Source organism: Pseudomonas koreensis (assembly GCF_024169245.1).
Taxonomy (GTDB): Bacteria; Pseudomonadota; Gammaproteobacteria; order Pseudomonadales; family Pseudomonadaceae; genus Aquipseudomonas; species Aquipseudomonas koreensis_F.
Genome location: NZ_JALJWP010000001.1, coordinates 5603647 through 5627809 on the forward strand (window position 1 = coordinate 5603647; position 24163 = coordinate 5627809).

General features: G+C 60.3%; 19 protein-coding genes, 4 tRNA genes and 1 pseudogene. 6 read left to right on the plus strand and 18 right to left on the minus strand.

All coding sequences use genetic code 11. From position 1 onward, the window contains the following. Position 1 precedes the first annotated feature (1 nt). From J2Y90_RS24840 to J2Y90_RS24850, 3 genes are all read left to right on the plus strand, one after another. On the plus strand, positions 2–640 hold the full coding sequence (locus J2Y90_RS24840; protein WP_253504391.1) for a LysE family translocator: 639 nt from the start codon (positions 2–4) through the stop codon (positions 638–640). A gap of 187 nt (positions 641–827) precedes the next feature. Beyond that, a complete protein-coding gene (locus J2Y90_RS24845) occupies positions 828–2567 on the plus strand; it encodes a dipeptidase (protein ID WP_253504395.1) in 1740 nt (579 codons plus the stop codon). A 222-nt stretch (positions 2568–2789) separates the two neighbouring features. Then, entirely contained in the window at positions 2790–3890 is a 1101-nt protein-coding gene (locus tag J2Y90_RS24850) for a transketolase-like TK C-terminal-containing protein (protein WP_253504398.1), read from the plus strand. A 9-nt stretch (positions 3891–3899) separates the two neighbouring features. Here the strand turns inward: J2Y90_RS24850 and J2Y90_RS24855 are convergent, their stop codons facing one another. After that, a complete protein-coding gene (locus J2Y90_RS24855) occupies positions 3900–4352 on the minus strand; it encodes a MarR family winged helix-turn-helix transcriptional regulator (RefSeq protein ID WP_186546939.1) in 453 nt (150 codons plus the stop codon). A gap of 171 nt (positions 4353–4523) precedes the next feature. Here J2Y90_RS24855 and aceE point away from each other — a divergent pair, with 171 nt between their 5' ends. Continuing rightward, the gene (gene aceE, locus J2Y90_RS24860; protein WP_253504402.1) at positions 4524–7193 is read left to right on the plus strand and encodes a pyruvate dehydrogenase (acetyl-transferring), homodimeric type; all 2670 of its coding nucleotides are present in this window, start codon (positions 4524–4526) and stop codon (positions 7191–7193) included. A 138-nt stretch (positions 7194–7331) separates the two neighbouring features. Here aceE and J2Y90_RS24865 read toward each other — a convergent pair. The 4 genes from J2Y90_RS24865 to J2Y90_RS24880 all read right to left on the minus strand — a co-directional run bounded on the left by J2Y90_RS24865 (position 7332) and on the right by J2Y90_RS24880 (position 7744). Beyond that, positions 7332–7407, minus strand: a tRNA-Gly gene (locus J2Y90_RS24865). Between the two features lie 3 nt (positions 7408–7410). Continuing rightward, a tRNA-Glu gene (locus tag J2Y90_RS24870) sits at positions 7411–7486 on the minus strand. A gap of 104 nt (positions 7487–7590) precedes the next feature. Then, positions 7591–7666, minus strand: a tRNA-Gly gene (locus J2Y90_RS24875). Positions 7667–7668: 2 nt separating this feature from the next. Next, a tRNA-Glu gene (locus J2Y90_RS24880) sits at positions 7669–7744 on the minus strand. A gap of 384 nt (positions 7745–8128) precedes the next feature. Between J2Y90_RS24880 and J2Y90_RS24885 the strand changes: the two genes are divergently transcribed. Beyond that, the gene (locus J2Y90_RS24885) at positions 8129–8887 is read left to right on the plus strand and encodes a hypothetical protein (protein WP_039764159.1); all 759 of its coding nucleotides are present in this window, start codon (positions 8129–8131) and stop codon (positions 8885–8887) included. Between the two features lie 997 nt (positions 8888–9884). Here J2Y90_RS24885 and J2Y90_RS26815 read toward each other — a convergent pair. The 4 genes and pseudogenes from J2Y90_RS26815 to J2Y90_RS24900 form a co-directional block, all read right to left on the minus strand. After that, complete coding sequence (locus J2Y90_RS26815) at positions 9885–10766, minus strand: methyl-accepting chemotaxis protein (protein ID WP_371919866.1); 882 nt, start codon at positions 10764–10766, stop codon at positions 9885–9887. Further along, a pseudogene (locus J2Y90_RS26820) lies at positions 10746–11852 on the minus strand (HAMP domain-containing protein); the annotation flags it as partial. The gene J2Y90_RS26815 and the pseudogene J2Y90_RS26820, both read right to left, overlap by 21 nt. Before the next feature lie 106 nt (positions 11853–11958). Next, complete coding sequence (locus J2Y90_RS24895; protein ID WP_253504408.1) at positions 11959–13359, minus strand: PLP-dependent aminotransferase family protein; 1401 nt, start codon at positions 13357–13359, stop codon at positions 11959–11961. 187 nt (positions 13360–13546) lie between these two features. Then, positions 13547–14308 carry an SDR family oxidoreductase gene (locus tag J2Y90_RS24900; protein WP_253504410.1) on the minus strand — a complete coding sequence of 254 codons (762 nt, stop codon included), beginning with the start codon at positions 14306–14308 and terminating at the stop codon, positions 13547–13549. Positions 14309–14544: 236 nt separating this feature from the next. On the opposite strand from J2Y90_RS24900, the gene J2Y90_RS24905 reads away from it, so the two are divergent. Next, positions 14545–15549 carry an NADP-dependent oxidoreductase gene (locus tag J2Y90_RS24905; RefSeq protein ID WP_253504413.1) on the plus strand — a complete coding sequence of 335 codons (1005 nt, stop codon included), beginning with the start codon at positions 14545–14547 and terminating at the stop codon, positions 15547–15549. 85 nt (positions 15550–15634) lie between these two features. Here the strand turns inward: J2Y90_RS24905 and pyrF are convergent, their stop codons facing one another. From pyrF to J2Y90_RS24950, 9 genes are all read right to left on the minus strand, one after another. After that, positions 15635–16333: an orotidine-5'-phosphate decarboxylase gene (pyrF, locus tag J2Y90_RS24910; RefSeq protein ID WP_253504416.1), complete on the minus strand. Its 699-nt coding sequence runs from the start codon at positions 16331–16333 to the stop codon at positions 15635–15637. Positions 16334–17049: 716 nt separating this feature from the next. Then, positions 17050–18090 carry an AI-2E family transporter gene (locus J2Y90_RS24915; RefSeq protein ID WP_253504419.1) on the minus strand — a complete coding sequence of 347 codons (1041 nt, stop codon included), beginning with the start codon at positions 18088–18090 and terminating at the stop codon, positions 17050–17052. A 69-nt stretch (positions 18091–18159) separates the two neighbouring features. After that, the gene (locus tag J2Y90_RS24920; protein ID WP_253504422.1) at positions 18160–18966 is read right to left on the minus strand and encodes a DUF4892 domain-containing protein; all 807 of its coding nucleotides are present in this window, start codon (positions 18964–18966) and stop codon (positions 18160–18162) included. Between the two features lie 115 nt (positions 18967–19081). After that, positions 19082–19936 (minus strand): alpha/beta hydrolase, encoded by an 855-nt coding sequence (locus tag J2Y90_RS24925; RefSeq protein ID WP_253504425.1) that lies wholly within the window; start codon positions 19934–19936, stop codon positions 19082–19084. Further along, positions 19933–20739 (minus strand): alpha/beta fold hydrolase, encoded by an 807-nt coding sequence (locus J2Y90_RS24930; RefSeq protein WP_253504428.1) that lies wholly within the window; start codon positions 20737–20739, stop codon positions 19933–19935. The genes J2Y90_RS24925 and J2Y90_RS24930 overlap by 4 nt, the downstream gene beginning before the upstream one ends. Before the next feature lie 308 nt (positions 20740–21047). Next, positions 21048–21491: a hotdog fold thioesterase gene (locus J2Y90_RS24935; RefSeq protein WP_253504431.1), complete on the minus strand. Its 444-nt coding sequence runs from the start codon at positions 21489–21491 to the stop codon at positions 21048–21050. Between the two features lie 31 nt (positions 21492–21522). Then, on the minus strand, positions 21523–23178 hold the full coding sequence (locus J2Y90_RS24940; protein WP_253504434.1) for an AMP-binding protein: 1656 nt from the start codon (positions 23176–23178) through the stop codon (positions 21523–21525). A 166-nt stretch (positions 23179–23344) separates the two neighbouring features. Beyond that, on the minus strand, positions 23345–23797 hold the full coding sequence (gene sixA / locus J2Y90_RS24945) for a phosphohistidine phosphatase SixA (protein ID WP_253504437.1): 453 nt from the start codon (positions 23795–23797) through the stop codon (positions 23345–23347). Continuing rightward, entirely contained in the window at positions 23794–24141 is a 348-nt protein-coding gene (locus J2Y90_RS24950; RefSeq protein WP_253504440.1) for a DUF4389 domain-containing protein, read from the minus strand. The genes sixA and J2Y90_RS24950 overlap by 4 nt, the downstream gene beginning before the upstream one ends. Positions 24142–24163: the final 22 nt, after the last annotated feature.

Sequence of the window (24163 nt, forward strand, 5' to 3'; positions counted from 1 at the left end):
CATGTTTTCCAATTACCTGGGCGAGTTTCTAGCGTTGGCCACCATCCACTTTCTCGCCGTGGTCGCACCCGGTCCGGACTTCGCCGTGACCATCCGCCAGAGCGTGCGCTTCGGTCGCCTCGTCGGCATCTGCACCGCGCTAGGCATCGGCGCGGGGATTTCCGTGCATGTGCTGTACACCCTGCTCGGCGTCGGTGCGCTGATGCACACCACGCCTTGGCTGCTCACCGTCGCCAAGGTAGTCGGCGGTGCCTACATCCTTTATCTGGGCGTCAGCCTGATTCGCAGCAAACCGAAGACCAGCGTCGAAGGTGATAAAAACGCTGATGAGCCGCTGGTTGAGCAGTCACTGTTCAAAGCCTTCAGCACCGGTTTTCTGACCAATGCGACCAACCCCAAAGCCACGCTGTTTTTCCTGGCTATCTTCACCACGATCATCAGCGCGAGCACACCGCTGCAGATTCAGGCGTTCTATGGATTGTGGATGTGCTTCGTCAACGCGCTATGGTTTGTGATCGTCGCGCTGTTTTTCTCCAGCAACAAAGTGCGCCTGCTGTTCATGCGCCTCGGACACTGGTTCGAGCGCAGCATGGGCGTCATCCTGATTCTGTTTGCCGGACGCTTGATGCTATCGATGTAACCCTTACAAAAAAATCCCGGCATCACCCGCCGGGATTTTTTCATTGGTGCGCCTCTTTTGCATTTCTGTGCGACAGATCAAGTTTGTGACTCCCTCTTCACCCGCCCACAGTGTTAGGTTGCAAAATGTTTCTGTCGCAAGCGTCAGAATTATTTCCTCCAACCCTTAGCAAAGGAATGCCTGTTCCATGGTCTTTTCCCTGAAAAAACTGGCCGCCGCCACGCTGGTCATGGCCAGCCTCGCCTCGTTCACCAGCGCCGCACAAGCCAACATCACCGCCGAGCAAAGCGCAGCGATCCTGAAATCCTTCGACGGCGAGAGCTTGACGGATTTCCGCAGTTTTCTTGGCAGCCTGGCTAAAAACGACCTCGCCAAGACGGATAACCTCAACCCGTCCATCAGCGCCTTCCTCGACAACAAGACCCTGAACGCCGAACAGCAGAACGAAATCCATCGCCTGCTGGGTATCTACACCCGAGTGAAATACGGCAAGGCCGCGCTGGAAACCCTGCGTCAACTCGTCGAGATCCCGACCTTCCGCAAGGACGGCGTGGCGCAGCATGACAACCCGGAGTTCATCAAGATTGCCGGCGAGATTCAAAAACTCGCCGAATCCTTCAACCTGAAATTCCGCAACATCGATAACCGTGTCTACGAAATCTCTCTGGACGGCAAAGGCGACGAAGTCGTCGGCATTCACGCGCACGCCGATGTGGTGCCAGTGACCCCGGAAAACTGGGTGCTGAAAGACGGCACCAAGCTTGACCCATTCAAGGTCACGCTGATTGGCGATCGCATGTACGGTCGCGGCACCGAAGACGACAAAAACGCTATCGTCGTCGCGCTGTACGCCATGAAAGTGATCAAAGACGAGAAGCTGCCACTGGCGCGCAACTTCAAACTGCTGGTCGACACCACCGAAGAAACCAGCGGCGACGCCATTCCCTATTACTTCGAACGCAACCCGACGCCGAAGTACAACATGGCGCTGGACGGCGGTTATCCGGTAGTGATCGCCGAAAAAGGTTACGGCACCGTCATGGCCAACTTTGCCAAACGCAAAGGCCAAGGCAACGGCGCGGAAATCGTTTCGATGACTGGCGGCAAGGCGACCAACCAGATCCCATCGGCTTCGGTGGTCACGCTGGTAACTGACAAGCCTACCGAGCTGGCAGCCAGTCTGCAAAAAGCCGGCGACGCCTATGCCAAAGCCAACGGCGGCGACTTCGAAGTCGCTGCAAAGGTTGATGGCAAAGACGTCAAACTGACCGTCACCGGGGTGTCTGCGCACTCCTCCGAACCAGAGTCCGGCGTCAACCCGGTCGCACGGATGCTGAGTTTCATCAACAGCCTGGACGGCAAAGTCGCGCTCAAACACAACCAGTTCACCGATGCCGCGCGTTATGCCGATGACAACTGGGGTCTGGATTACCTGGGCAAAAAACTCGGCGTCGGCTTCTCCGACTCGTTCATGGGACCACTGACCACCTCGCTGACCTATGTCGGCGAAGATGACAAAGCCTTCAAACTGGCGGTGAACCTGCGGGTGCCGAAGGGCAAATCCCCGGAAAAGCTCAAGACTGAGATCGCCGAGAAACTGGACGCCTGGAGCAAGAAGACCAATGTCGCGGTGGCGTTCGATTATTCGGTGGCCGAACCGATGTATCGCAACCCCGAGGGTGAGTGGGTCAAGGCGCTGCTCGCGGTGGCCAGCGAAAACCTCGGCATGAAGTCGGAATTCGGCACTTCCGCTGGTGCGACTTCGGTTCACGAATTGCCGAACGGCGTGCAATTCGGCCTGGCGCGACCCGAAGCCAAATACACCGGCCACACCGATGGCGAGTTCAAAACCGTCGAGCAGTTCCTGCTGGATCTGCAGATCGTCACGGAGATGATGGGACGTGTGGGGCAGTTGCCAAAGCTCTGATGCGCTGTTTTAACCCGGTCGCTTGTCACCGGGTTAAACATACGAAAGGACCCGGCATCGGGTCCTTTTTTTTGCCCCACAAAACCCGCGCGTCGAGGCTGTCAGCCCCCTGAGCAGGTCGGGCGTCGATCACCTGCAGCCGGCACTCAACTTCGTTGCACTTGCAATCACATTCAAGCCTTGAGTAAGGTGAGGCACGAAGGAACGTACGGAGATTGTGGAATGATCGGGTTTTCCAGCTTCACTAAAACGCCAGAAACCAGCCTGGCCGCTCAGGCCTGCATCGATAAGATCCGCGCAGTTTCACCGCAGCAGACTGCGGGTTCTTCCTCGCCACTGCTCACCATGATCGATATCGCCAATCGCCTCGAAAGGGATCCGGGAACGGCCAGGCATATCTGGGTCATCCGCTCCAACAAGCAAAGCCAGACCGCAAATGCCCACACCCGAATCAGCGCCTGGCCCCTGCGTTTGAGCGCCACAGCTCGCGCCAGTGAAAAACCGCTGCTGTACCTGACCACTTCGGCGACATCGGCCGAATTGTGTGCGCTTTCCAATGAATCGGCCCATCGGGGCATTCTGTGCAATGACATCGAAACCTTGCCTTCACGCTGGCCCAAGGGGGCTCATCCCTGGGTGCCGCTCTGGCTGGTCGCTAACGCACACTGTCTGCCCTTTGACCCCGCCAGCGGTGCCGAGGCGCAGGCCATTACCCTGGCGGCTTTGCAAAGTTTGTATGTGGAAGGCAATGACGGTTTTTATTACATGGCACTTCACAATGAACCCAGTGACTTCATCGCTCCCGTCAGCCGACTCAGCGCCAGCGAGGCTTTCAAGGGCATGTACCGGCTCAGCAGCATCGATATCGATTCAGCGCGCCCTAAAGTGCGCTTGCTCGGGGCGGGGCTGGCTTTGCAGTCGGTGACGACGGCGGCGCAGCTGCTACGCGAGGACTGGGGCGTGGCCAGCGAACTGTGGAGCTGCCCCAGCTATACCCGCCTGGCCCGCGATGCGGACAATGCACACCGCTGGAATCGCCTGCATCCGCAGATGCCGCGCAGGTCAGCGCATTTGTTCGATTGTATGGATACCGAAGATTGGCCGGTGGTGGCCGTGACCGGGTATGCCCGGCATGTCGCCGAGCAGATCGGTGCACATGTGAAGTCACGTTTCGTGGCCCTCGGTGCCGACTCGATCGGGTCCGCCATGGGCCGGGTGGATGAGCGCTGGATTGTGGTGCTGGCCCTGCAGGTTCTGGCTCAGGAAGGCGTCATCAGCGAGGAGCTCATCAAGCAGGCCATGGATCGGTACCTGCTGCAATGAGACGTTCCTTCACTTCGCCCGCCCACTGCTGCGCGCCGCGCTGGCCGCGCGCTCGAGGGCATCGCTGAAAAGCCGTTGCTGGGTGTCGTCGAATTGCGACAGGAACAGTTCGTCCACCGCGCCTTCGTAGATCGCCCACATTTTCTTGCGTAGCGCCTTGCCTTGCTCGGTGATGCTGGCATACGCGCCGCGACCGTCATCGCTGGCGCGGCTGCGGGTGACCAGGCCTTCGGCCTCCAGGCGGTCAACCAGGCGCGTGAGGTTATAGCGCTCGATGGCCATCACATCCGCCAGTTCGTTCATTCGCCGGGTGCCTTCGGGGCCGCTTTCCAACCCCCATAACGCGTCGTACCAGGCGTAGGCCGGCAGCCCGGCGGCCGCCAGCCGGCGTTCAATCTCGCGGATCAGGCAGCGGTGTGCCCTGACGAATCTGAACCAGGTATCCGGCTCGTTGGAAGACATGCATCACCTTTTTCATGAAATCGATTTAGTTGCAATTGTAACGCACGACAGGCTAAGTTCTCGCACGTAGTTGCAATTGCAACTACAAACTCAAAGGCTGGCGATGACCCACGCCCCTTCGTCAGGCACCAAACGACTCGGTGCTGCTGCAATGTTCAGGAGACGACAACGATGGCACAACAACCCGCTTTTCTTGACGAGGATCCACAAGAGACTCGCGAATGGCTCGAATCGATTGAGTCGGTGGCGAATGTCGAAGGACGCCCTCGCGCCCACTATCTGATCGATCAGATGCTGGATTTCGACGCCAACCGTCACGGTGATTTCTACGGACGCGTGACGACGCCCTACGTCAATACGATCCCGGTCGACCGCCAGCAGCCCTACCCCGGCGACCTGGCCGTGGAGCGCCGGATCAATGCCTATATTCGCTGGAACGCGCTGGCCATGGTGCTGCGCGCCGGCAAACATTCGAACGTGGGCGGTCACATCGCGTCCTACGCGTCGGCAGCGATTTTGTATGACGTCGGCTTCGAGCATTTTTTCCGTGGCCGCACCGAGCAGTTCGCCGGCGACATGGTGTACATCCAGGGCCACTCCTCACCTGGCATCTATGCACGGGCGTATCTGGAAGGACGCCTGAGTGAAGAGCAACTGGACAACTTTCGCCGCGAAACCGATCGTGACGGTATTTCCTCCTATCCGCATCCCCGGCTGATGCCGGAGTTCTGGCAATTCCCGACGGTGTCCATGGGGCTCGGGCCAATTACCGCCGCGTACCAGGCACGGTTCATGCGTTACTTGGAAGACCGCGGGCTGAAGGAACATCAGGGGCGAAAAGTATGGGCATTCCTCGGCGACGGTGAAATGGACCAGCCGGAATCCCTGGCGGCGATTTCGCTCGCGGGCCGGGAAAAGCTCGACAACCTCATCTTTGTCGTCAACTGCAATCTGCAGCGCCTGGACGGACCGGTTCGCGGCAACAGCAAGGTGATTCAGGAGTTTGAAAGCCTGTACCGGGCGGCTGGCTGGAATGTACTCAAGGTCATCTGGGGCAGCGGCTGGGATGCCCTGCTGGAGAAGGACAGGACCGGCCTGCTGCGCCAACGGATGATGGATTGCGTCGACGGCGACTATCAGAACTACAAGTCGCAGAACGGCGCCTATGTGCGGGAGCATTTCTTCGGCAAATACCCCGAGCTGCTGGAGCTGGTCAGTGACCTGAGCGACGACGACATCTGGAAACTGTCCCGTGGTGGCCACGATCCGGAGAAAGTCCACAACGCCTACGCCGCCGCCATGCGCCACATCGGCGGACCGACAGTGATCCTGGCCAAGACGGTGAAGGGTTTCGGCATGGGCGAAGCCGGTGAAGGCCAGAACATCAACCACCAGCTCAAGAAGATGGGCGACGAAGCGGTCAAGGCCTTCCGGGATCGGTTCGGACTCGAACTCAGCGATGATCAGCTCGGCGACATGCCTTACCTCAAACCGGCTGCCGACAGCGTCGAGACCCTGTACCTGCAAGCCCGGCGCAGCCAGTTGGGCGGTTACATTCCGGCCCGTTTCAGTGCCGTCGCGCCATTGCAGGTCCCGCCTTTGTCGGCGCTGGATACACAGCTCAAAGGGACTGGCGAGCGGGCTATCTCGACGACCATGGCGTTCGTGCGCATCCTCGGCACGCTGCTCAAGGACCCGAATATTGGCAAGCTGATCGTGCCGATCGTCCCCGACGAATCACGCACCTTCGGTATGGAAAGCCTGTTCCGCCAGATTGGCATCCACTCCCATGTCGGCCAGCTCTATACACCTCAGGACGCCGGTCAACTGAGTTATTACAAGGAGGCCAGGGATGGCCAGATCATGCAGGAAGGCCTGAACGAATCCGGCGGAATTTCTTCCTGGATCGCCGCGAGCACTTCCTACAGCACCCACGCCGTAATGACGGTGCCCTTCTATATTTTCTACTCGATGTTCGGCTTCCAGCGCGTCGGCGACCTCGCTTGGGCGGCAGGTGACGCCCGCGCCCGGGGTTTCCTGCTCGGCGCCACGTCCGGCCGGACCACGCTGATGGGCGAAGGCCTGCAGCACGACGACGGCCATAGCCATGTTCTGTCTTCCACCATCCCCTGCTGCGTGTCCTACGACCCCACTTACGCCTACGAATTGGCGGTGATCATCCAGGACGGGATGCGGCGGATGTATGCCGAAAACGAGGATATCTTTTACTACATCACGCTGCTCAACGAGAACTACGCCCATCCGCCGATGCCCGAGGGTGTCGAGCAAGACATCCTCAAAGGCATGTACCGGCTCAGCGCCAGTGCGCAGCCCGGCGAGGGCAAGCATGTGCAACTGATGGGTTGCGGTTCGATCCTGCTGGAAGTCGTCGCCGCCGCCCAGTTGTTGGAGCGGGATTTTGGCGTCAGCAGTGACGTGTGGAGCGTCACCAGCCTGACCGAACTGCGTCGGGAGGGCCAGGATGCCGAACGCTGGAACCTGCTTCACCCACAACAGACGCCTCGCATCAGCCATGTTGAAAGCTGCCTGCAGGATGCACAGGGTCCGGTGGTGATCGCGACCGACTATATGAAAATATTCGCCGACCAGATCCGCCCGTTCGTGCCCAATCGCCGCTTCGTCGCCCTGGGCACTGACGGTTTCGGCCAATCGGACACCCGCGAATCGTTGCGTCGGTTCTTCGAAGTGGATCGCCATTTCATTGCCTTGGCGGCCCTGAAAGCGCTGGCCGATGACGGAGCGCTGGCACGGGAAAAAGTGGCCGAAGCGATTGTTCTCTATGGGATTGACCCCGAGAAGCAGAATCCTGCCGCTGTATGATTCTGTGATTCCACGGAAACTGAAAAGGGCCTGAACAGGCATCCTGGCCGGATACCAGGCCAGGGTCCTTTTCGTTGCCGCCACAAAACGCGCACAAACAAAAACGCCGATCATCGCTGATCGGCGTTTTTGTGAAATTGGAGCGGGAAACGAGACTCGAACTCGCGACCCCGACCTTGGCAAGGTCGTGCTCTACCAACTGAGCTATTCCCGCAAATGGCGTCCCCTAGGGGACTCGAACCCCTGTTACCGCCGTGAAAGGGCGGTGTCCTAGGCCACTAGACGAAGGGGACACGCTACCCGGAACACATGGTGTGTGTTTCGGTGTCCAGATCCGCATCCGAAGATTTGGTTCTGGTTTCACTCAGCACCGCCCGAAAGCACTGCTGTTTAAAATTGGAGCGGGAAACGAGACTCGAACTCGCGACCCCGACCTTGGCAAGGTCGTGCTCTACCAACTGAGCTATTCCCGCATTGGCGTCCCCTAGGGGACTCGAACCCCTGTTACCGCCGTGAAAGGGCGGTGTCCTAGGCCACTAGACGAAGGGGACACACTACAACATTCACTCCCTGCCGCGTTTCGCTGTGTGCTTTACGCTGCAAGTGGCGCGCATTCTATGGATGGATTGAGAGGTCGTCAACCCCTTGATATAAATTTATTTAAATCAATGACTTCGACCTGGATTAAGGGCCGCGTAGGGCTTTTCCGTCATCCGAAACCTGACGCCTATATTCCGCCACTCGCCAAGACGTTATAGTCCACCGCACAGTGATGGCAATCTGCACATCCAGCGCCAGCATTCATCTATACAGCCGGCGGCCGATACAGATTGCAGCAGCCGATCAAACCCGTCGAGCGGCGCTAGGCGCCTAAATGCCCAGCCACTACACTCGCATGCGAACCCTATAAAGAGGTCTTACCGGTGACACCACTCATGATCACCCTGCTAGTCGTAGCCGGGATCGCAATTCTGATCGCCATTGGCTACATGAACCATGTGGTGGAAAACAACAAACTGGAGAAGGCCCGCACCAAAGTCGAACTCAACGACCGCCTGCGCCGCTGCGGCGAACTGACCGAAACCTTCCCCGGCCAGTTCATGACCCCGGCGCTCAAGCTGTTGCTGACCCGCCTGGAGCTCAACGTCTGCCAGCGCCTGCTCAATCTGGAAAAAACCAGCGCGACCACCAAGGCCCGTATCACCGAACTCAGCGCTCTGGTGGCCCAAGGCGAATCTATCCCGGTGAACAACCCGCCCGCGCCTATCCTGACCGAAGCCAAAGCCAAAGACGTGCGCTTCCTCCTCGAAGCCCTGCACGGCCAGATCACCCGCGCCGCCCACGACGGCTTCCTGCCACCGAACGAAGCCAAACAATGGATTCGCGAAGTGCGCCACATCCTTGTTCTGCTGCACATCGAATTCTTCAATAACCTGGGCCAACAGTCCCTGCAACAAAACCAACCCGGCCAGGCCCGCCTCGCCTTCGAACGTGGCGTGCAATACCTGCGCAAACAACAGGATCCGCAGATGTACGCGGAGCAACTGCAATACCTGGAAAAACTCCTCGCCCGTGCCAATGCTCAAGTCATGGACAAGATTGCCCCGGTTGAAGGTGAAGAAAACCAATTGACCGCCGGTTTGAAAGATGTCGAAGCGGATGCGGACTGGAAGAAGAAAGTGATTTACGACTGAGGCGCGATCGCTGGGAGAGAAGCCACCGTAATCGGTGGCTTTTTTGTGGGTGACTTAAAGAGGGTGTGGTTTGCAGATCGCTTTCGCGAGCAGGCTCGCTCCCACACAAAGCTACATCAAAGTCAAAAGCAAAAGATCGCAGCCTTCGGCAGCTCCTACAGTTGGATCGCGTAACACTCAAGAACTGGTCGGCTGTCAGGCCGCCTTCGCGAGCAGGCTCGCTTCCACAGAAAAGCAAAGTCAAAGATCGCAGCCTTCGGCAGCTCCTACAGTTGGATCGCGTAACACTCAAGACCTGGTCGGCTGTCAGGCCACCTTCGCGAGCAGGCTCGCTCCCACAGAAAAGCAAGAGCAAAAGATCGCAGCCTCCGGCAGCTCCTACAGTTGGATCGCGTAACACTCAAGAACTGGTCGGCTGTCAGGCCGCCTTCGCGAGCAGGCTCGCTCCCACAGGGATTTAGTACATTCGATAGAGATTGGTCGGTTGTTAAGCCGCCATCGCGAGCAGGCTCACTCCTACACTTGGATCGAGTTCATCCTCAAGAATCAGGTCGGCTGTCAGGCCGCCTTCGCGAGCAGGCTCGCTTCCACGGAAAAGCAAAGTCAAAAGATCGTCCGATCGCGGCCCGAGCCTTCGGCAGCTCCTACCTACGATGAGCGTTAGCTCGAGTTCCGCTTTTGATCGTGGAGCCCGTCGGCAGGCTGAGCGGAGGGATTGATGCGGGCGTGGGAGCGCAGCGACCGTACGACGCAGTCGTACACAGCGGGAGGAGGTGCAGCGAAGCAAACCGGAGACGCTGCGCCCGGATCGATCCCGTAGCGAAGGAACCCCGAGCCCAAGCGAGCGGGCCGAACGTCAGGGCACAGCCTTTTGGTTCCTTTTTGGCGTTTGAAAAAGGGACTCGCCGTAAGGGCGAAACCGTAATCAGCAACCCCCGAAGCAACGGATATTCACCCAAACCACCCAACACCTGGTCGGCCCAAAGGCCGCCAAGGCTCAAAGCCTAAAATGCCCAACCATCGAGCGCAACTCCCCCCCCAACTGCGCCAGCTCAACACTCGAAGCCGCATTCCCGCGCATCGCCAGCGAAGAGTGATCCGCACTCGCACGAATCTGCGTAACGCTGCGGTTGATCTCCTCCGCCACCGAACTCTGCTCCTCCGCCGCCGCCGCAATCTGCTGATTCATCTGCTGAATCAACGACACCGCCGCCGCGATACTCCCCAGCGCACTCTCGGTCTGCAACGCATCACTGACCGCCAGCTTCACCAATTCGCCACTGCTGCGAATCTGCTGCACCGACGACTGCGCCGCCGCCCGCAAGGCGCTGACCAAGCGTTCGATCTCCTCGGTCGATTGCTGCGTGCGCCGTGCCAGTGCGCGCACCTCATCGGCCACCACCGCGAATCCCCTGCCCTGCTCGCCAGCCCGCGCCGCTTCGATCGCCGCGTTCAGCGCCAGCAAATTGGTCTGTTCGGCTACGCTCTTGATCACTTCAAGCACTGTGCCGATGTTCTGAATCTCGGCGCTGAGGCTCTCGATGCTGGAACTGGCCGACGTCGCCGAATCGGCCAACTGCTCGATCCGCGCCATGCTCTGGCGCACCACTTGCTGGCCGCTCTCGACCTTGTCATCCGCCGTCTGCGCTGCCAGCGCCGCTTCTTCGGCATTGCGCGCGACGTCATGCACAGTGGCGGTCATCTGGTTCATGGCCGTGGCCACCTGCTCGGTTTCCTCTTTCTGGCTGTTGACCTCAAGATTGGTCTGCTCGGTTACTGCCGACAGCGATTGCGCGGACCCGGCCAGGCGCTCGATGCCGGCCTGCAAGCCACTGACAATCGTGCCGAGTCCGGCAGCCATCTGCTGCATCGCCAACATCAGCTGACCCATTTCATCGCGGCGCGTGACCTCGACCTTCGCCGTCAGATCACCCGCAGCGATCTGCTGCGCTACGCGAATCACACTGCGCAGCGGCGCCACGATCAGCCGCGTGATCACCCACGCCGCGAGCAACCCGACCAACAAGGCCAGCGCTGAAGAGCCGATGATCAGCAGCGAATTCTTCTTCAGCTCGGCCTGCATCGAAGCGTCTTCGGCGACATAGGCCTGATTGACCCGATCCACCACCTGCGCGGCACGCTGATGCAGCTGGTCGTAGACAGTTTTTTCCTGAGTCAGCAGGCCGGTGTATTCAGCAAGTTTTTCGTTGAACCCGGCGATATGCCCCGACACTTCATTGAGCACGGTCAGATAGCCTTCGTCCTTGACCGTGGTTTTCAGCGTCTCGGCCTGCTCCTGTGCCTGTGCGGCCTGCTCGATGTTGCCCTGGCCGGCATTGTCGGACTCGCCCTTGCGGCTTTGATCCAGACGCACGCGCGCTTCATTCATTGCCTGCAGCATCAGCCGCGAAACCTGGCTGACCTGATTCGCCTGCTCGATGAACTGCGCGCCATCCTTGCCCTCGGTGTCCTTGAGGGTATAGGCGCCATCGTCGGCCAGCCCGCTCTGCAACACGTCGAGGTTATTGGCCACGCTGGATACCGACCAACTGGCCATTTCCAGTGCGAGGTCCTTGGCCTGGCTGAGCGAAACGAACTCATCGAACGCTTGGCGATACGCGCCCAATGCTTGCTCGACCTCGCTCATCACCGGCACATTGGCCGGCGTTTGTGCTTTGAGTTCACCGGCAAGGGCAACCAGGGCACCGACGCCTTCGCGCAAGGCATCAGCGGTTTTCGGGTTGCCGCGCAGGGCGTACTCCTGCTCGAGCAGGCGCACCTTGAGCAGACCGTTGTTGAGCGTGGACATCTGCTTCAAGCCGTCGAAACGCAGACTGATGGTTTGCAGGGACCAGACGCCAATCGCCGCGACCAATGCAGTCAGCAGCAAGACCAGGACAAACCCGATACCCAGTTTTTTCGCCATACCGAGGTTGGCAAAATGTCCTTGCACGGCGGAAATCATTGCGTAGTCCCCAGCCAAAGTCTGTTGACGCAGATTCGCAACGGGCTCGAACCAGCACAAGTCTCGGGCATCGGAATAATGGCAAAAAGCTACGCCCGTGTCGTTTTCAGAATGATTGAGGTCGATCCGCGCACGTATTGCGAAAGAACTGCCGGGCGCGCGGGTCGCAGGCACAGGCAACGTTGATGCGATGCCAATCGCCGGACTCACCGCTGGGACTGAAGGCATCCGCCGCTGATAACACGATCCCGCAGCGCTGCGCCTGCCTGCGCACCAACGTCTGATCGTTCAATCGTGAGCGCGCCCAGATGAACAGCCCGCCAACCGGCTTGCCGAATACTTCCCACTCGGCATCTTCCAGGGCCTGTAAGGCTGCCGCGCGATCGGCATTCAAGCGCTGCCGCTGGCGCTGCACCAGTTTGCGATATGCGCCCGTTGCCATCAGCCTGGCCAGGACCGCCTCGGCCAATCTGGAACAGCCGAGGCCGCTGATCATCTTGACCTCGGCCAGGCGCGTCAGCAGCTCGCTGTCAGCCGAGACAAAGCCGACCCGCAACGAACTGCTCAGTGTCTTGGAGAAGCTGCCCACATAAATGACCCGCCCCTCATGCTCCAGCGCCGCCAGACGCGTGCCGTTGCCGGTGTGCAGATCGGCATAGACATCATCTTCGATCACACGCAGATCGTAGGTCTTGCTCAACTGCACGATGCGCTGAGCCACGGCGGGTGTCAGGCAACTGCCAGTGGGATTGTGGTGATGACTGCCGATGAACAGGGCGACGGGGCGAAACTGACGAAGCATGGACTCGAGCATTTCGATGTCCGGCCCGCTCGGCGTCCGACGCACTTCGAGCATACGCACACCGTGCATCTGCAACAGGTCAAACAACGGTGCATAACCGGGCGTTTCCACCACCACACAGTCGCCGGCCCTGAACAACGTGCGCACGATCAGATCCAGCGCATGACTGGCACCGCACGTGCTCATCAAGCGGCTGCTGCAAGCCTCGATATTCAGCAGCTTGAGACGCTTGGCAATTTGCTCGCGCAACGCTGGAAGGCCCAGCGGCGAGCTGTAATTGAACAGGCTGTCCATATCGGTGCGTGCTACCTCGCGCAATGCGTAGCTGAGATCGTCGGGCTCACGCCAACTCGGCGGCAAGCCGCCCTGCCCCAGCTTCAAGCGATTGTTCGTGGCGTTCACCTCTTCACACCAGGCGTGGCGCCCCTCGAAGGCCGCCAGTTCCGGGTCTGCACCACGTACCGTCGGCGATGCCGCAACAATGAACCCGGCGCCTTGACGCGTAGTCAGAACGCCCTGCGAAACCAGACGCTCGCAGGCTTCGACGACGCACGACTGGCTGAGCAGATTACCCCGGGCGATTTGCCGTACGGAGGGCAACCGGGTGGCTGGCGGGACGCCGCTTTGCACAATCCAGTCAGTCATTCCGTCCACAATCTGCTGCACGACCGGCACCATTGCCTGTCGGTCAATTCTCAGGTCCATGAGCTCGCAAACTCCTGTCAGTTTTGCTGGCAGCAGTAAATCACAGCCACGCCGCATAGGCTGTGCGACAAAGCCGTCAAATGCAGCGGTTCTAACTATTTGATACACATTGTTTAACTGGATTCACGGCATTGAGCGCGAGGCACAAAAAACCCGCGCGAAGGCGGGTTCAATATAAGCGCAACATTCAGAATGCCGTCACGCCTCCGTCCACCGCCAGCGAGTGCCCGGTGGTGAACGCCGCGCCGTCGCTGCACAGATACAGCACCGCACTGGCGATTTCCTCGACTTTGCCGATGCGCCCCACCGGGTGCATGGCGTTGGCGAATTCGCCCTTCTTCGGATCGGCCTCGTAGGCACGGCGAAACATGTCCGTATCGATCACCGCCGGGCACACTGCGTTGACGCGGATTTTCTTCTTCGCATACTCGATTGCCGCCGATTTGGTCAGGCCGATCACCGCGTGTTTCGACGCTGCGTAAATGCTCATCTTCGGCGCTGCGCCCAGCCCGGCTACCGATGCCGTGTTGACGATCGCTCCACCGCCCTGAGCCAACAGCAGAGGCAACTGATACTTCATGCACAACCAGACACCTTTGACGTTGACGCCCATGATCGCGTCGAATTCGTCGAGCGAACCGTCGGCAAGTTTGCCTTTCTCGATTTCGATCCCGGCGTTGTTGAACGCATAGTCGAGACGACCGTAGGTATTGATCACCTCGTCCATCAGATTTTTTACATCGTGTTCCAGTGTCACGTCGCAGCGAACGAAAGTCGCTTCGCCACCTGCTGTACGAATCAGCGCCACCGTTCCTTCGCCGCCAGCCGCATCCAGGTCAGCTACCACCACTTTCAGGCCTTCGGCGGCAAACGCCAGAGCGGTCGCCCGGCCGATGCCATGGGCCGCTCCCGTGATTACAACCACCTGACCGGAAAACGTCATGCTCATGGATATGTCCTCGAAGGCAAAGAAGCGGGGGATATTGACGTTGCAGCATAGCCAGCGGCGGTGACGGCGCGTCAGCACTATCCAGAAGCCGTTTATGAGTCCATGCGTTGCAGTGATACAACCCCGCCCACAACCATAACTGCACTGGATCGACCTGCATTCGCCGCATCAGCCGACCTTGCGACATCGCCGCCGAGGGTCTATCTACAAGGCTTCATTCCGTTCGAGTGCCTGTCATGACCAACCAGACCAATCGCCAGTTCCTGCTCGCCAAACGCCCAGTGGGCGCCGCGACCCGCGAGACTTTCACTTATCAGGAAGTACCGGTCGGCGAACCACAGGCCGGACAGATCCTGGTCAAGAACGAATATTTGTCCCTGGATCCGGCGATGCGCGGCTGGATGAACGAAGGCAAGTCCTACATCCCGCCGGTCGGCCTGGGAGAAGTCATGCGCGCACTGGGCGTGGGAAAAGTCATCGCCTCGAACAATCCCGGTTTTGCCGTGGGCGATTACGTCAACGGTGCCCTCGGCGTGCAGGATTATTTCCTCGGCGAGCCCCGCGGTTTCTACAAGGTCGATCCGAAACTCGCACCATTGCCGCGTTACCTGTCTGCACTGGGCATGACCGGCATGACCGCCTACTTCGCCCTGCTCGATGTCGGCGCACCCAAGGCCGGTGACACCGTGGTGCTGTCCGGTGCGGCAGGCGCGGTGGGCAGCGTGGCCGGGCAGATCGCCAAGATCAAAGGCTGCCGCGTCGTCGGCATTGCCGGCGGTGCCGACAAATGCAAATTCCTCATCGACGAACTGGGCTTCGACGGCGCCATCGATTACAAGGCCGAGGATGTTGTAGCCGGATTGAAGCGCGAATGCCCGAAAGGCGTGGACGTGTACTTCGATAACGTCGGCGGCGACATTCTCGATGCGGTGCTGAGCCGCTTGAACATGAAAGCGCGAGTGGTGATTTGCGGTGCGATCAGCCAGTACAACAATAAAGAGGCGGTCAAAGGCCCGGCCAATTACCTGTCACTGCTGGTCAATCGGGCGCGGATGGAAGGTTTTGTGGTGATGGACTACGCCGCACAATTCGCCAGCGCGGCGCAGGAGATGGCCGGCTGGATGGCTGGCGGGCAGCTCAAAAGCAAGGAAGATGTGGTTGACGGACTGGAGACATTCCCGGAGACGCTGATGAAACTGTTCAACGGTGAGAACTTTGGCAAGTTGGTGTTGAAGGTTTAAAACAGAAGATCAAAAGATCGCAGCGTTCCGCAGCTCCTACAGGTGTTCACATGACCCTGTAGGAGCTGCCGAAGGCTGCGATCTTTTAGGCGATTTCGGCTACGACTGCGGCCAACGCCTGCGCCGGATCCGCCGCCTGGCTGATTGGACGGCCGATCACCAGATAATCGGAACCGGCATCCAGCGCCTGACGCGGAGTCAGAATCCGCCGTTGGTCGTCCTGCGCGCTACCGGCCGGACGAATACCCGGAGTCACCAGTTGCAGCGACGGGTGCGCGGTTTTCAGCGCCGAAGCTTCCAGTGCCGAACACACCAAACCATCCAGCCCGGCCTTCTCGGCCAGTGCCGCCAGACGCAGCACTTGCTCCTGCGGCTCGATATCCAGACCGATACCGGCGAGATCTTCACGCTCCATGCTGGTCAGCACGGTCACGCCGATCAACAGCGGTTGCGGACCGTTGCGCTTGTCCAGCTCCTCACGGCAAGCGGCCATCATGCGCAGGCCGCCAGAGCAGTGCACGTTGACCATCCACACACCCATCTCGGCAGCGGCTTTAACAGCCATCGCGGTGGTGTTGGGGATGTCGTGGAATTTCAGGTCCAGGAACACTTCAAAACCCTTGTCACGCAAGGTACCGACGATTTCCGCCGCGCAACTGGTGAACAGTTCCTTGCCCACTTTGACCCGGCACAGTTTCGGGTCCAACTGATCGGCCAGCTTCAGTGCGGCGTCACGGGTGGGGAAATCCAGGGCGACGATGATAGGAGTCTGGCAGACGGACATGGATGGGCTCTCAGGCTGGACGAAAACGGCGCGCATTGTAGCAGAGTTGGTTGACTGCCAGGCCCCATCGCTGGCAAGCCTGCTCCCCAGGAGTTGTGTCGCTTCAGGGAGAGATGGGTTGGCTGTCAGGCTGCCTTCGCGAGCAGGCTCACTCCTACAGTTTGGATCGCGTGCGTTGAGTTAGAGATGGGTTGGCTGCCAGGCCGCCTTCGCGAGCAAGCTCACTCCTACAGTTTGGATCGCGTGCGTTGAGTTAGAGATGAGTCGACTGCTAGGCTGCCTTAGCGAGCAAGCTCGCTCCCACAGAACAGCAAAATCAAAATCAAAATCAAAATCAAAAGATCGCAGCCTTCGGCAGCTCCTACCTACGATGAGCGTTAGCTCGAGTTCCGCTTTTGATCCTGGAGCCCGTCGGCAGGCTGAGCGGAGGGATTGATGCGGGCGTGGGAGCGCAGCGACCGTACGACGCAGTTGTACACAGCGGAAGGAGGTGCAGCGAAGCAAACCGGAGCCGCTGCGCCCGGATCGATCCCGCAGCGACGGAACCCCGAGCCTCAGCGAGCGGGCCGAACGTCAGGGCACAGACCTTTGGTTCCTTTGGGGCGTTTGCCAAAGGGACTCGCCGTAAGGGCGAAACCATAAGAAGCCGTTACCGCAGCAACGGATATGTACACAAACAACCCAACGCTTGGTCGGCCCAAAGGCCGCCAAGCCCCTTAAGCCCGAGCCTGACTCTTACTCCAATCCGTCAACAGACTATAAGCCACCGCCAACAACGTAGGCCCAATAAACAACCCGATAAACCCAAACGCAATCAACCCGCCAAACACCCCAAGCAACACGATCACCAACGGCAGATTGCCGCCACGGCTGATCAGATACGGCTTGAGCACGTTGTCCACGCCACTGATGATGAACGTCCCCCAGATCCCGAGAAACACCGCCATCCCGTAATCGCCCTTCCACGCCAGCCACGCCGTGGCCGGCACCCACACCAGCGGCGGCCCCATCGGAATCAGACTGAGCAGGAACGTGACGATCCCCAGCACCAGCGCCCCAGGAACGCCGGCAATCAAAAAGCCGATCAACGCCAGTACCGCCTGCGCTGCCGCCGTACCAATCACGCCATTGACCACCCGCTGAACGGTTCCGGCCACAAGCTCGATGTAATAACCGGCACGATCGCCGATCAAGCGCTGCAGCAGACTGTGCACGAACGCCGCCAGTCGCGGCCCGTCACGGTAGAAAAAGAACACGAACACCAGACTCAGCGTCAGCTCGAGAATCCCGCCGCCAATCTGCGCGCTGCGTGCCAGCAGCCAGTTGCCGACCTGTCCCAGATACGGTTTGATCGAGACCATCAACGCTGCGCCCTGCTGGTCGATACTGTCCCACATCGCCACCAGCCGCTCACCCACCAAGGGCACGCTGCCAAGCCAGGTCGGAGCTTCCGGCAGACCGTCGACCTGCACATCCTTGATGAAGGCCGTGGCATCGCGCACATGATCGGCGAGGTTGAAACCCAACCACACCAGCGGCGCTGCCACCAGCAACATCCAGCCCAGTGTCAGGATCAACGCGGCCAGCGATTCGCGGCCATTGAGCGCACGGGTCAGCAATCGCATCAGCGGCCAACTGGCGAAGGCGAGTACCGCGCCCCAGAACAGCGCCGACCAGAACGGCGCCATCACCCACAGGCTGGCACCAAACAACACCAGCAGCAGAATCTGCACCAGCAGGCGATCGTTATTGAGCATGGAAAGTCCCGGCAATGTCAGTCAGCGAAAGAGTAGGCGAACACGCATTGCGTGCTCGCCCGGCACAGCTTATCGCAACAGGTCGATACGCAGGCCAGAGCCTTCAAGATTGCCGGTTTCCATCCGCGCCGCCCGCACGCCCTGCGTGATCAGTGCCTGGCGCCAGGCTTCGGCCTTGGGCCCGGAAACCGTAACCCGCAAGGTCGTGTCGAGGTTCAGGCCACGGGAAATCAGGCGCAGCCAGGTGGCATCGGGGTCATCGGCCAGTGTCGGGAAATCCAGCTCGCCAGTGCTTTTCAACTGCCGCAACAGGGTCGCGGAGGTTGGCAGCAACTCGCCCAACGGCGCAGTCGCCTCGAACTGCTCGACATGCAGATAGGCTTTGCGATTGCCACGCGTGATGCTGTAGAGCGCCACCAGTGTGTTGTCCTTTGGCGCCGCCAGCCTGAGCAACAGATAGGCCTGTTGCTCATCGGAACCGTACAACTTGGCATTGCCGAACACCTCGTTGGCCCACAGGCTGCTTTCGCCGCAGTCACGAGCCTGGCACCAGAACAGCAACTCGGCGTCCTGCTGTTGCAGGGCTTCGCGGGCGGCGGTGAAGGCTTCGGTGGCGGAATGTTCCGGCGGTAGTTCGTATGTCACCGAGGTGGTCTGGCCTCGCGCGGTGACCTGACCGTCGAAACGCAACTGGCCGCTGATCTTGCGGATCGAGCCCAGCGGATAGATGCGCTCCAGCTCGGCGCTCGGGCGATAGTCGACGATTTGCGCATCGGCCAGACGCGGCACGATTTGCAGATCATGGCTGCCTGGCACATCGGCAGCGAACGAAAAGGCGCCGACGCAGCACAGCGCCAACAGAGTGAGTGACCGCATAGTCAGGCTCACCGGACGGTCATGGCTGGGCGGGTCGGGGTCGCAGCGGTATGGAAATCCATCATGTTTGTCTCCTGTTTCAACCCGCCCAGCCTCGGCAGTTGCCCGCAGCAAGTCAAGGCATGGCGAAGAAGCGATTGAAACAGTCTGCTACAAGACCTGCGCCAGCCTCGTCATTCAGATGCAGATGATGCCCGCCCGGCAACTGTTCGTGGCTGAAGGGCAGACGCTGCAGCAGCTCAGGATGTCTGGCCAGCATGCCATCCGCCGCGACCACCAGACGGGCCGGGCAACTGACGCGCAGAGCGAACGCCATGGCCTGTTCCTCGGTCAGGCGCAGCGGCGATGGCAGCGTCAGGCGATTGTCGGTGCGCCAGGTGTAACCGCCGGGCACCGGCATCAAGCCGCGTTGGGCCAACAGTTCAGCGGCTTCACGACTGACCGCCACCAGGCCTTTCATCCGCGCCTCGATGGCACGCTCGAGGGTGGTGTAGACCGGTTTGCGCTTGTCCCGCAGATCGAGTTGCGCCTGCAGGGCCATGCCCATGCGCTCGGCGGCGTTTTCCCCTTTGTCTGTAGGAGGAATCACTCCATCGATGAGCGCCAGATGACTGATGCGCTCCGGCAGCGAACCGGCCAGCACCATCGAGACAATCGCCCCCATCGAATGCCCGAGCAAGCCGAAACGCTTCCAGCCCAGTTGCTCGGCAACTTGCAACACATCGTGGGCGTAATCCCACAGAGCATAACCGGCGCCGTTCGGCCGATGCCCGGAATGGCCGTGCCCGGCCATGTCAAGCGCGACGATGCGCAAGCCGTGGAGCTTCGGGGCCAGCCGGGCAAAGCTGTTGGCGTTGTCGAGCCAGCCGTGCAACGCGATCACTGGCAAGCCGTCCTCGGGGCCGAACAGGTGCGCGGCCAACTCGATGTGCGGCAGGTTCAGGCGTACTTCTTCGCAAGTCGGGCTCATGCGCAATCCTTGTTCTGTCGCTGCTCCCAGCGTGTGAACAGACTCTTGAGCAAGCGCGCTGTGTCCTGCGGGCGCTCCAGCGGAAACATGTGCCCGCCGGGCATGCTCAGCGCCTCGCCTTGCGGCAGGCGCGCGACGAAACGTGTGTGATGGCGCATGACCACACGGCTCTTGTGCCCGCGCACCATGGCCAGCGGCACTTGCAACTGCCGGGTGCGCCCGGGACTGGTGTGCGGCACGCCGCGATAGATACTGATTTCAGTGGCCGGGTCGAAACGCAGGCGCAGCTTGTCATCAACCTGGTGCAGCCCATGTTGCAGGTAGGCATCGAAACATTCCGGGTCGAAGCCACGAAACAGGGTTTTGCCGGCAAAGTAACTGCGCGCGCTGTCCAGATCGGCGAACTCTTCACGGCGCCCGAGCGTGCGCCCGGCCGGGGTCAGCTTATCGATGAAACCAAAGCGCTTGGCCGCGCGAATCACCCACTGATCGGTGCGGGTCAGCACCGGCGAATCGAGCATCACCACGCCGCGATACAGCTCGGGACACCGCAACGCCGCGTGCAGGTGCAGCAGACCGCCGAAGGAATGGCCGACGCCCCACACCGGCTGCTCCTGCTGCTGCAGGTGATGGATCAGCTCATCGACGAGGTTGTACCAATTGTCGTCCGCCGGAAAACGCGGGTCATGGGCATGCTGCTCCAGATGCACGACCCGATACTCCGGCGCCAGCGCCGCAAACAACTTGCCATAGGTGCCCGATGGGAAGCCGTTGGCGTGGGCGAAAAAGATCGGTTGCGACATGCGGGGCAAATCCATGAGCGGGAATCGTGGCGTTGATTGTCCGCAAGAGCCGGCGTCGCAGCAATGACTGTAAGTGCCAGGAATGATGACAGTCCGGTCAGGGTGATGTGTATCAGCGAGACCGCTGCCCCCTCACCCCAGCCCTCTCCCCCAAGGGGGCGAGGGGAAAGGGAGCAGATCGGGGGGGTGTCCGGGACCTGAGCTCGATTCGATTTATCAGGTCGACGAGGATCGCGAAAACCACACGGTAGGCTCCCTCTCCCACTGGCAGAGGGCTGAGGGCTCGTCCTGACGGAACCCGATAAATGTCACCGCAGTGGCGGCTGCTCCCCCAGCGGCACCACCGCCATGGTCAGGCGCGACACGCAACTGGCCTTGCCTTCGTCGCTGGTCAAGCGAATGTCCCAGACATGCGTGGTGCGACCGATATGGATCGGCGTGGCCACCGCCGTCACCCGCCCACTGCGCAAGCCGCGCAGGTGGTTGGCATTGATCTCCAGGCCGACGCAATAGAACTTGCTGGCATCGATACACAGATAACTGGCCATCGAGCCGACGGTTTCCGCCAGCACCACCGATGCGCCGCCATGCAGCAGACCGTAAGGCTGGTGGGTGCGATGGTCGATGACCATGCTCGCGGTGAGCGATTGTTCGTCGAAGCCTTCGAAGCGAATGTCCAGCACTTCGCCAATGGTGTTTTTCTGGATTGCGTTCAACTGTTCGATGTCGGGAGTAGTACGCCACAAGCTCATCGCAGACTTCCTTTGTTGTTTTGATCGATGCTCAATCCTGCCACAGCACCGCCTCGCTGCGCGCGCTCCATTCTTCGAAGCGCGCGCCGTAGCGGTCTTCGATAACGTTGCGTTTGATTTTCAGGGTCGGCGTGAGGAAGCCGTTGTCCACCGCCCAGTTGTCCTTGACCACCACCAGCCGGCGCAGGCGTTCGTGTTTGTCGAGGGCGGCGTTGACCTCTTCCAGAAGTTTTTCCAGGCTCGCGTGCAGACTCGCACGAGGTTCTTGCTGATTGACTGTCGACAGCACGCACAACCCCAGCGGCGCACTCAGGCCATCGCCAACCACGCACACCTGTTCGATGCGTGAATGCACGGCCAGGCGATTTTCGATCGGCGCCGGCGCGACGTATTTGCCTTTGCTGGTCTTGAAGATTTCCTTGAGGCGCCCGGTCAGGCGCAGGCGCCCTTCGCTATCCTGCTCGCCCTTGTCGCCGGTGCGCAGAAAGCCGTCGGCGGTCAGCGTCTCGGCGGTCTTCTGCGGCTCCTTGAAATAACCGAGCATGTTCGCCTGGCTGCGCACCTGCACTTCGCCCGACTCATCGATGCGCACTTCCACTTCCGGACACGGCTGACCAATCCAGCCCTGCCTGTATTGGCCCGGCAAACAGATATGCGAGTAACCGCAGCCCTCGGTCATGCCGTAGACCTCCAGCACATCGAGGCCGAGTTTCTGATACCAGGCGAGCAATGTCTGCGGCACTGGTGCGGCGCCGGACAACGCCACGCGCAAGGCATCCAGCCCGAGCCCGGCCAGCACTTTGTGTCCGACCCGCTTGCCAATGAAGGGCAACCCGAGGAGGAAATCCAGACGCTGCGCCGGGATCTTGCTGTACACACCCATCTGGAATTTGGTCCAGATGCGCGGCACCCCGAACATCGCGGTCGGCCGCGCGCGCTGCAGATCGGTGATGAAGGTGTCGAGGCTTTCGGCGAAGAACACCGTCTGTCCCGTGTAGATCGAGGCCAGTTCGACAAACATGCGCTCGGCGACGTGACACAGCGGCAAGTACGACAGCAGCCGATCGTTCTCGTTGAGCCCGAACAGCTGCGTGCCCCGACTGGTGGCGAACCCGAGATTGGCGAAACTGTGCATCACGCCTTTGGGCAGGCCAGTGGTGCCGGAGGTGTAGATGATCGTCGCCAGTTGCTCGGCGGCCGGACGCGGATCGTCCTGGATCGGCGAACAGCTCTGCAGGTCCGCCCAGCTGAAATCGAATTCGCCGGGCGGATGCAGCGGCAGGCTGATGGTCGGCAAACCCGCCGGTACGCCAGGGGACATGCCTGCCCAGTCATCGAGCTTGCCAATGAACGCCAGCGCACTTTCCGAGTGAGTCAGCACCTGCGCCACGGATTCAGCGGTGAGGTTGGGATACAGCGGCACGGACACATGCCCGGCCATCCAGATCGCGAGGTCGGCGATGATCCAGTGCGCGCAGTTTTTCGAGATCAGGGCGATGTGGCTGCCGGGCGGCAACTCCCGCGCCCGTAGCCAGTGTGCAGCGCAGCGTGCCTGATGGCCGACATCGGCCCAGCTCAGTGTCTCGACATGGCCGCCACCGATGGGCTGCACCAGAAAGCGCTGGCGCGGGTGCCGGGCTTCCCGTTCGTAAAACACGTCCAGCGGCAAACGGAAGGCGGCAGACATGCGACTCGCTCCTGTTTTTTTGGTCTGGAGCAAGCGTAGTCAACCAAGCAAGTGCTTGGTTGGATTTTTTACCAAAAGAAACAAGATCAAGAGATCGCAGCCTTCGGCAGCTCCTACTGGGTATGCATTCCATTGTAGGAGCTGCCGAAGGCTGCGATCTTTGCTTTTAAGGATGCTTGAGGCTGTTGAGCTTCATCGAGCCAATCAGCAGTTCACTGTGCTCGAGTTCCGCCAGTCCTGCTGTACTGACCCGCTCCGGCGGATGTCCGGCGCCGTGCTGCAGATAGCTGAGCAGGTTGCCCACCAACGGGTTGTGACTGACCAGCAAAACATTACTGACGGACACCAATTGCTCGGCGACCTTGTCCGGATCGCTCTCCGGCGTCAGCCACTCGACCGTGCGAATCTCCGGCTCGAAACCCAACGCCTCGCGCACGATCTGCGCGGTTTGCTGCGCGCGCAGATAAGGGCTGGCGTAAATCGCCGTCAGCGGCTGGCCCATGAGATGCGCGGCGCTGCGCAGGACTTCTTTACGACCATGCTCGGTCAGCTCACGCTCGGAATCGATTTTCGAACCGTGAGGCACCGCCTCACCGTGACGCATTACCCAGAGTTTCATAGCTTGGGCTCCTCATCGCGCACCGGATGCGCGGCCGGGGCGACGGTGTGCGGCGCTTCCCCTTCCGGGGTGCGCGGCGCTGGCCAGTCGGCGAACGGCCAGGGCTTCTGGTCACTGTGGAACGTGCCGAAGCGGCCGATCTGCGCGAGGAACTGGCTGAGGCTGTCGCCAAAATTCATCAGGCTGGCGCTCGGTGCGCCGTAGATCAGTCGGTAGATCAGTTGCACCAGTACCACCGCGCCGAGGATGAATTGCGCGACTTGCCAGACCAGCAGATAAACGATCATCCACAACACCCGCAGGAGAATGGATTCGTACTGGGTTTCGGTTTTCGGATCGTTCATGGCTTGCTTCCTGTCCGTGTAA

What these genes read in the sequence shown, in the direction of transcription:
- J2Y90_RS24940 (WP_253504434.1), bottom strand. Translation starts at nt 23,178, where the DNA reads ATGTCTGCCGCCTTCCGTTTGCCGCTGGACGTGTTTTACGAACGGGAA.
- J2Y90_RS24935 (WP_253504431.1), bottom strand. Translation starts at nt 21,491, where the DNA reads ATGAGCTTGTGGCGTACTACTCCCGACATCGAACAGTTGAACGCAATC.
- J2Y90_RS24925 (WP_253504425.1), bottom strand. Translation starts at nt 19,936, where the DNA reads ATGAGCCCGACTTGCGAAGAAGTACGCCTGAACCTGCCGCACATCGAG.
- J2Y90_RS24905 (WP_253504413.1), top strand. Translation starts at nt 14,545, where the DNA reads ATGACCAACCAGACCAATCGCCAGTTCCTGCTCGCCAAACGCCCAGTG.
- J2Y90_RS24915 (WP_253504419.1), bottom strand. Translation starts at nt 18,090, where the DNA reads ATGCTCAATAACGATCGCCTGCTGGTGCAGATTCTGCTGCTGGTGTTG.
- J2Y90_RS24930 (WP_253504428.1), bottom strand. Translation starts at nt 20,739, where the DNA reads ATGTCGCAACCGATCTTTTTCGCCCACGCCAACGGCTTCCCATCGGGC.
- J2Y90_RS24950 (WP_253504440.1), bottom strand. Translation starts at nt 24,141, where the DNA reads ATGAACGATCCGAAAACCGAAACCCAGTACGAATCCATTCTCCTGCGG.
- sixA (WP_253504437.1), bottom strand. Translation starts at nt 23,797, where the DNA reads ATGAAACTCTGGGTAATGCGTCACGGTGAGGCGGTGCCTCACGGTTCG.
- J2Y90_RS24855 (WP_186546939.1), bottom strand. Translation starts at nt 4,352, where the DNA reads ATGTCTTCCAACGAGCCGGATACCTGGTTCAGATTCGTCAGGGCACAC.
- J2Y90_RS24885 (WP_039764159.1), top strand. Translation starts at nt 8,129, where the DNA reads ATGATCACCCTGCTAGTCGTAGCCGGGATCGCAATTCTGATCGCCATT.
- J2Y90_RS24895 (WP_253504408.1), bottom strand. Translation starts at nt 13,359, where the DNA reads ATGGACCTGAGAATTGACCGACAGGCAATGGTGCCGGTCGTGCAGCAG.
- J2Y90_RS24840 (WP_253504391.1), top strand. Translation starts at nt 2, where the DNA reads ATGTTTTCCAATTACCTGGGCGAGTTTCTAGCGTTGGCCACCATCCAC.
- J2Y90_RS24845 (WP_253504395.1), top strand. Translation starts at nt 828, where the DNA reads ATGGTCTTTTCCCTGAAAAAACTGGCCGCCGCCACGCTGGTCATGGCC.
- aceE (WP_253504402.1), top strand. Translation starts at nt 4,524, where the DNA reads ATGGCACAACAACCCGCTTTTCTTGACGAGGATCCACAAGAGACTCGC.
- pyrF (WP_253504416.1), bottom strand. Translation starts at nt 16,333, where the DNA reads ATGTCCGTCTGCCAGACTCCTATCATCGTCGCCCTGGATTTCCCCACC.
- J2Y90_RS24850 (WP_253504398.1), top strand. Translation starts at nt 2,790, where the DNA reads ATGATCGGGTTTTCCAGCTTCACTAAAACGCCAGAAACCAGCCTGGCC.
- J2Y90_RS24900 (WP_253504410.1), bottom strand. Translation starts at nt 14,308, where the DNA reads ATGAGCATGACGTTTTCCGGTCAGGTGGTTGTAATCACGGGAGCGGCC.
- J2Y90_RS26815 (WP_371919866.1), bottom strand. Translation starts at nt 10,766, where the DNA reads ATGTTGGCGATGCAGCAGATGGCTGCCGGACTCGGCACGATTGTCAGT.
- J2Y90_RS24920 (WP_253504422.1), bottom strand. Translation starts at nt 18,966, where the DNA reads ATGCGGTCACTCACTCTGTTGGCGCTGTGCTGCGTCGGCGCCTTTTCG.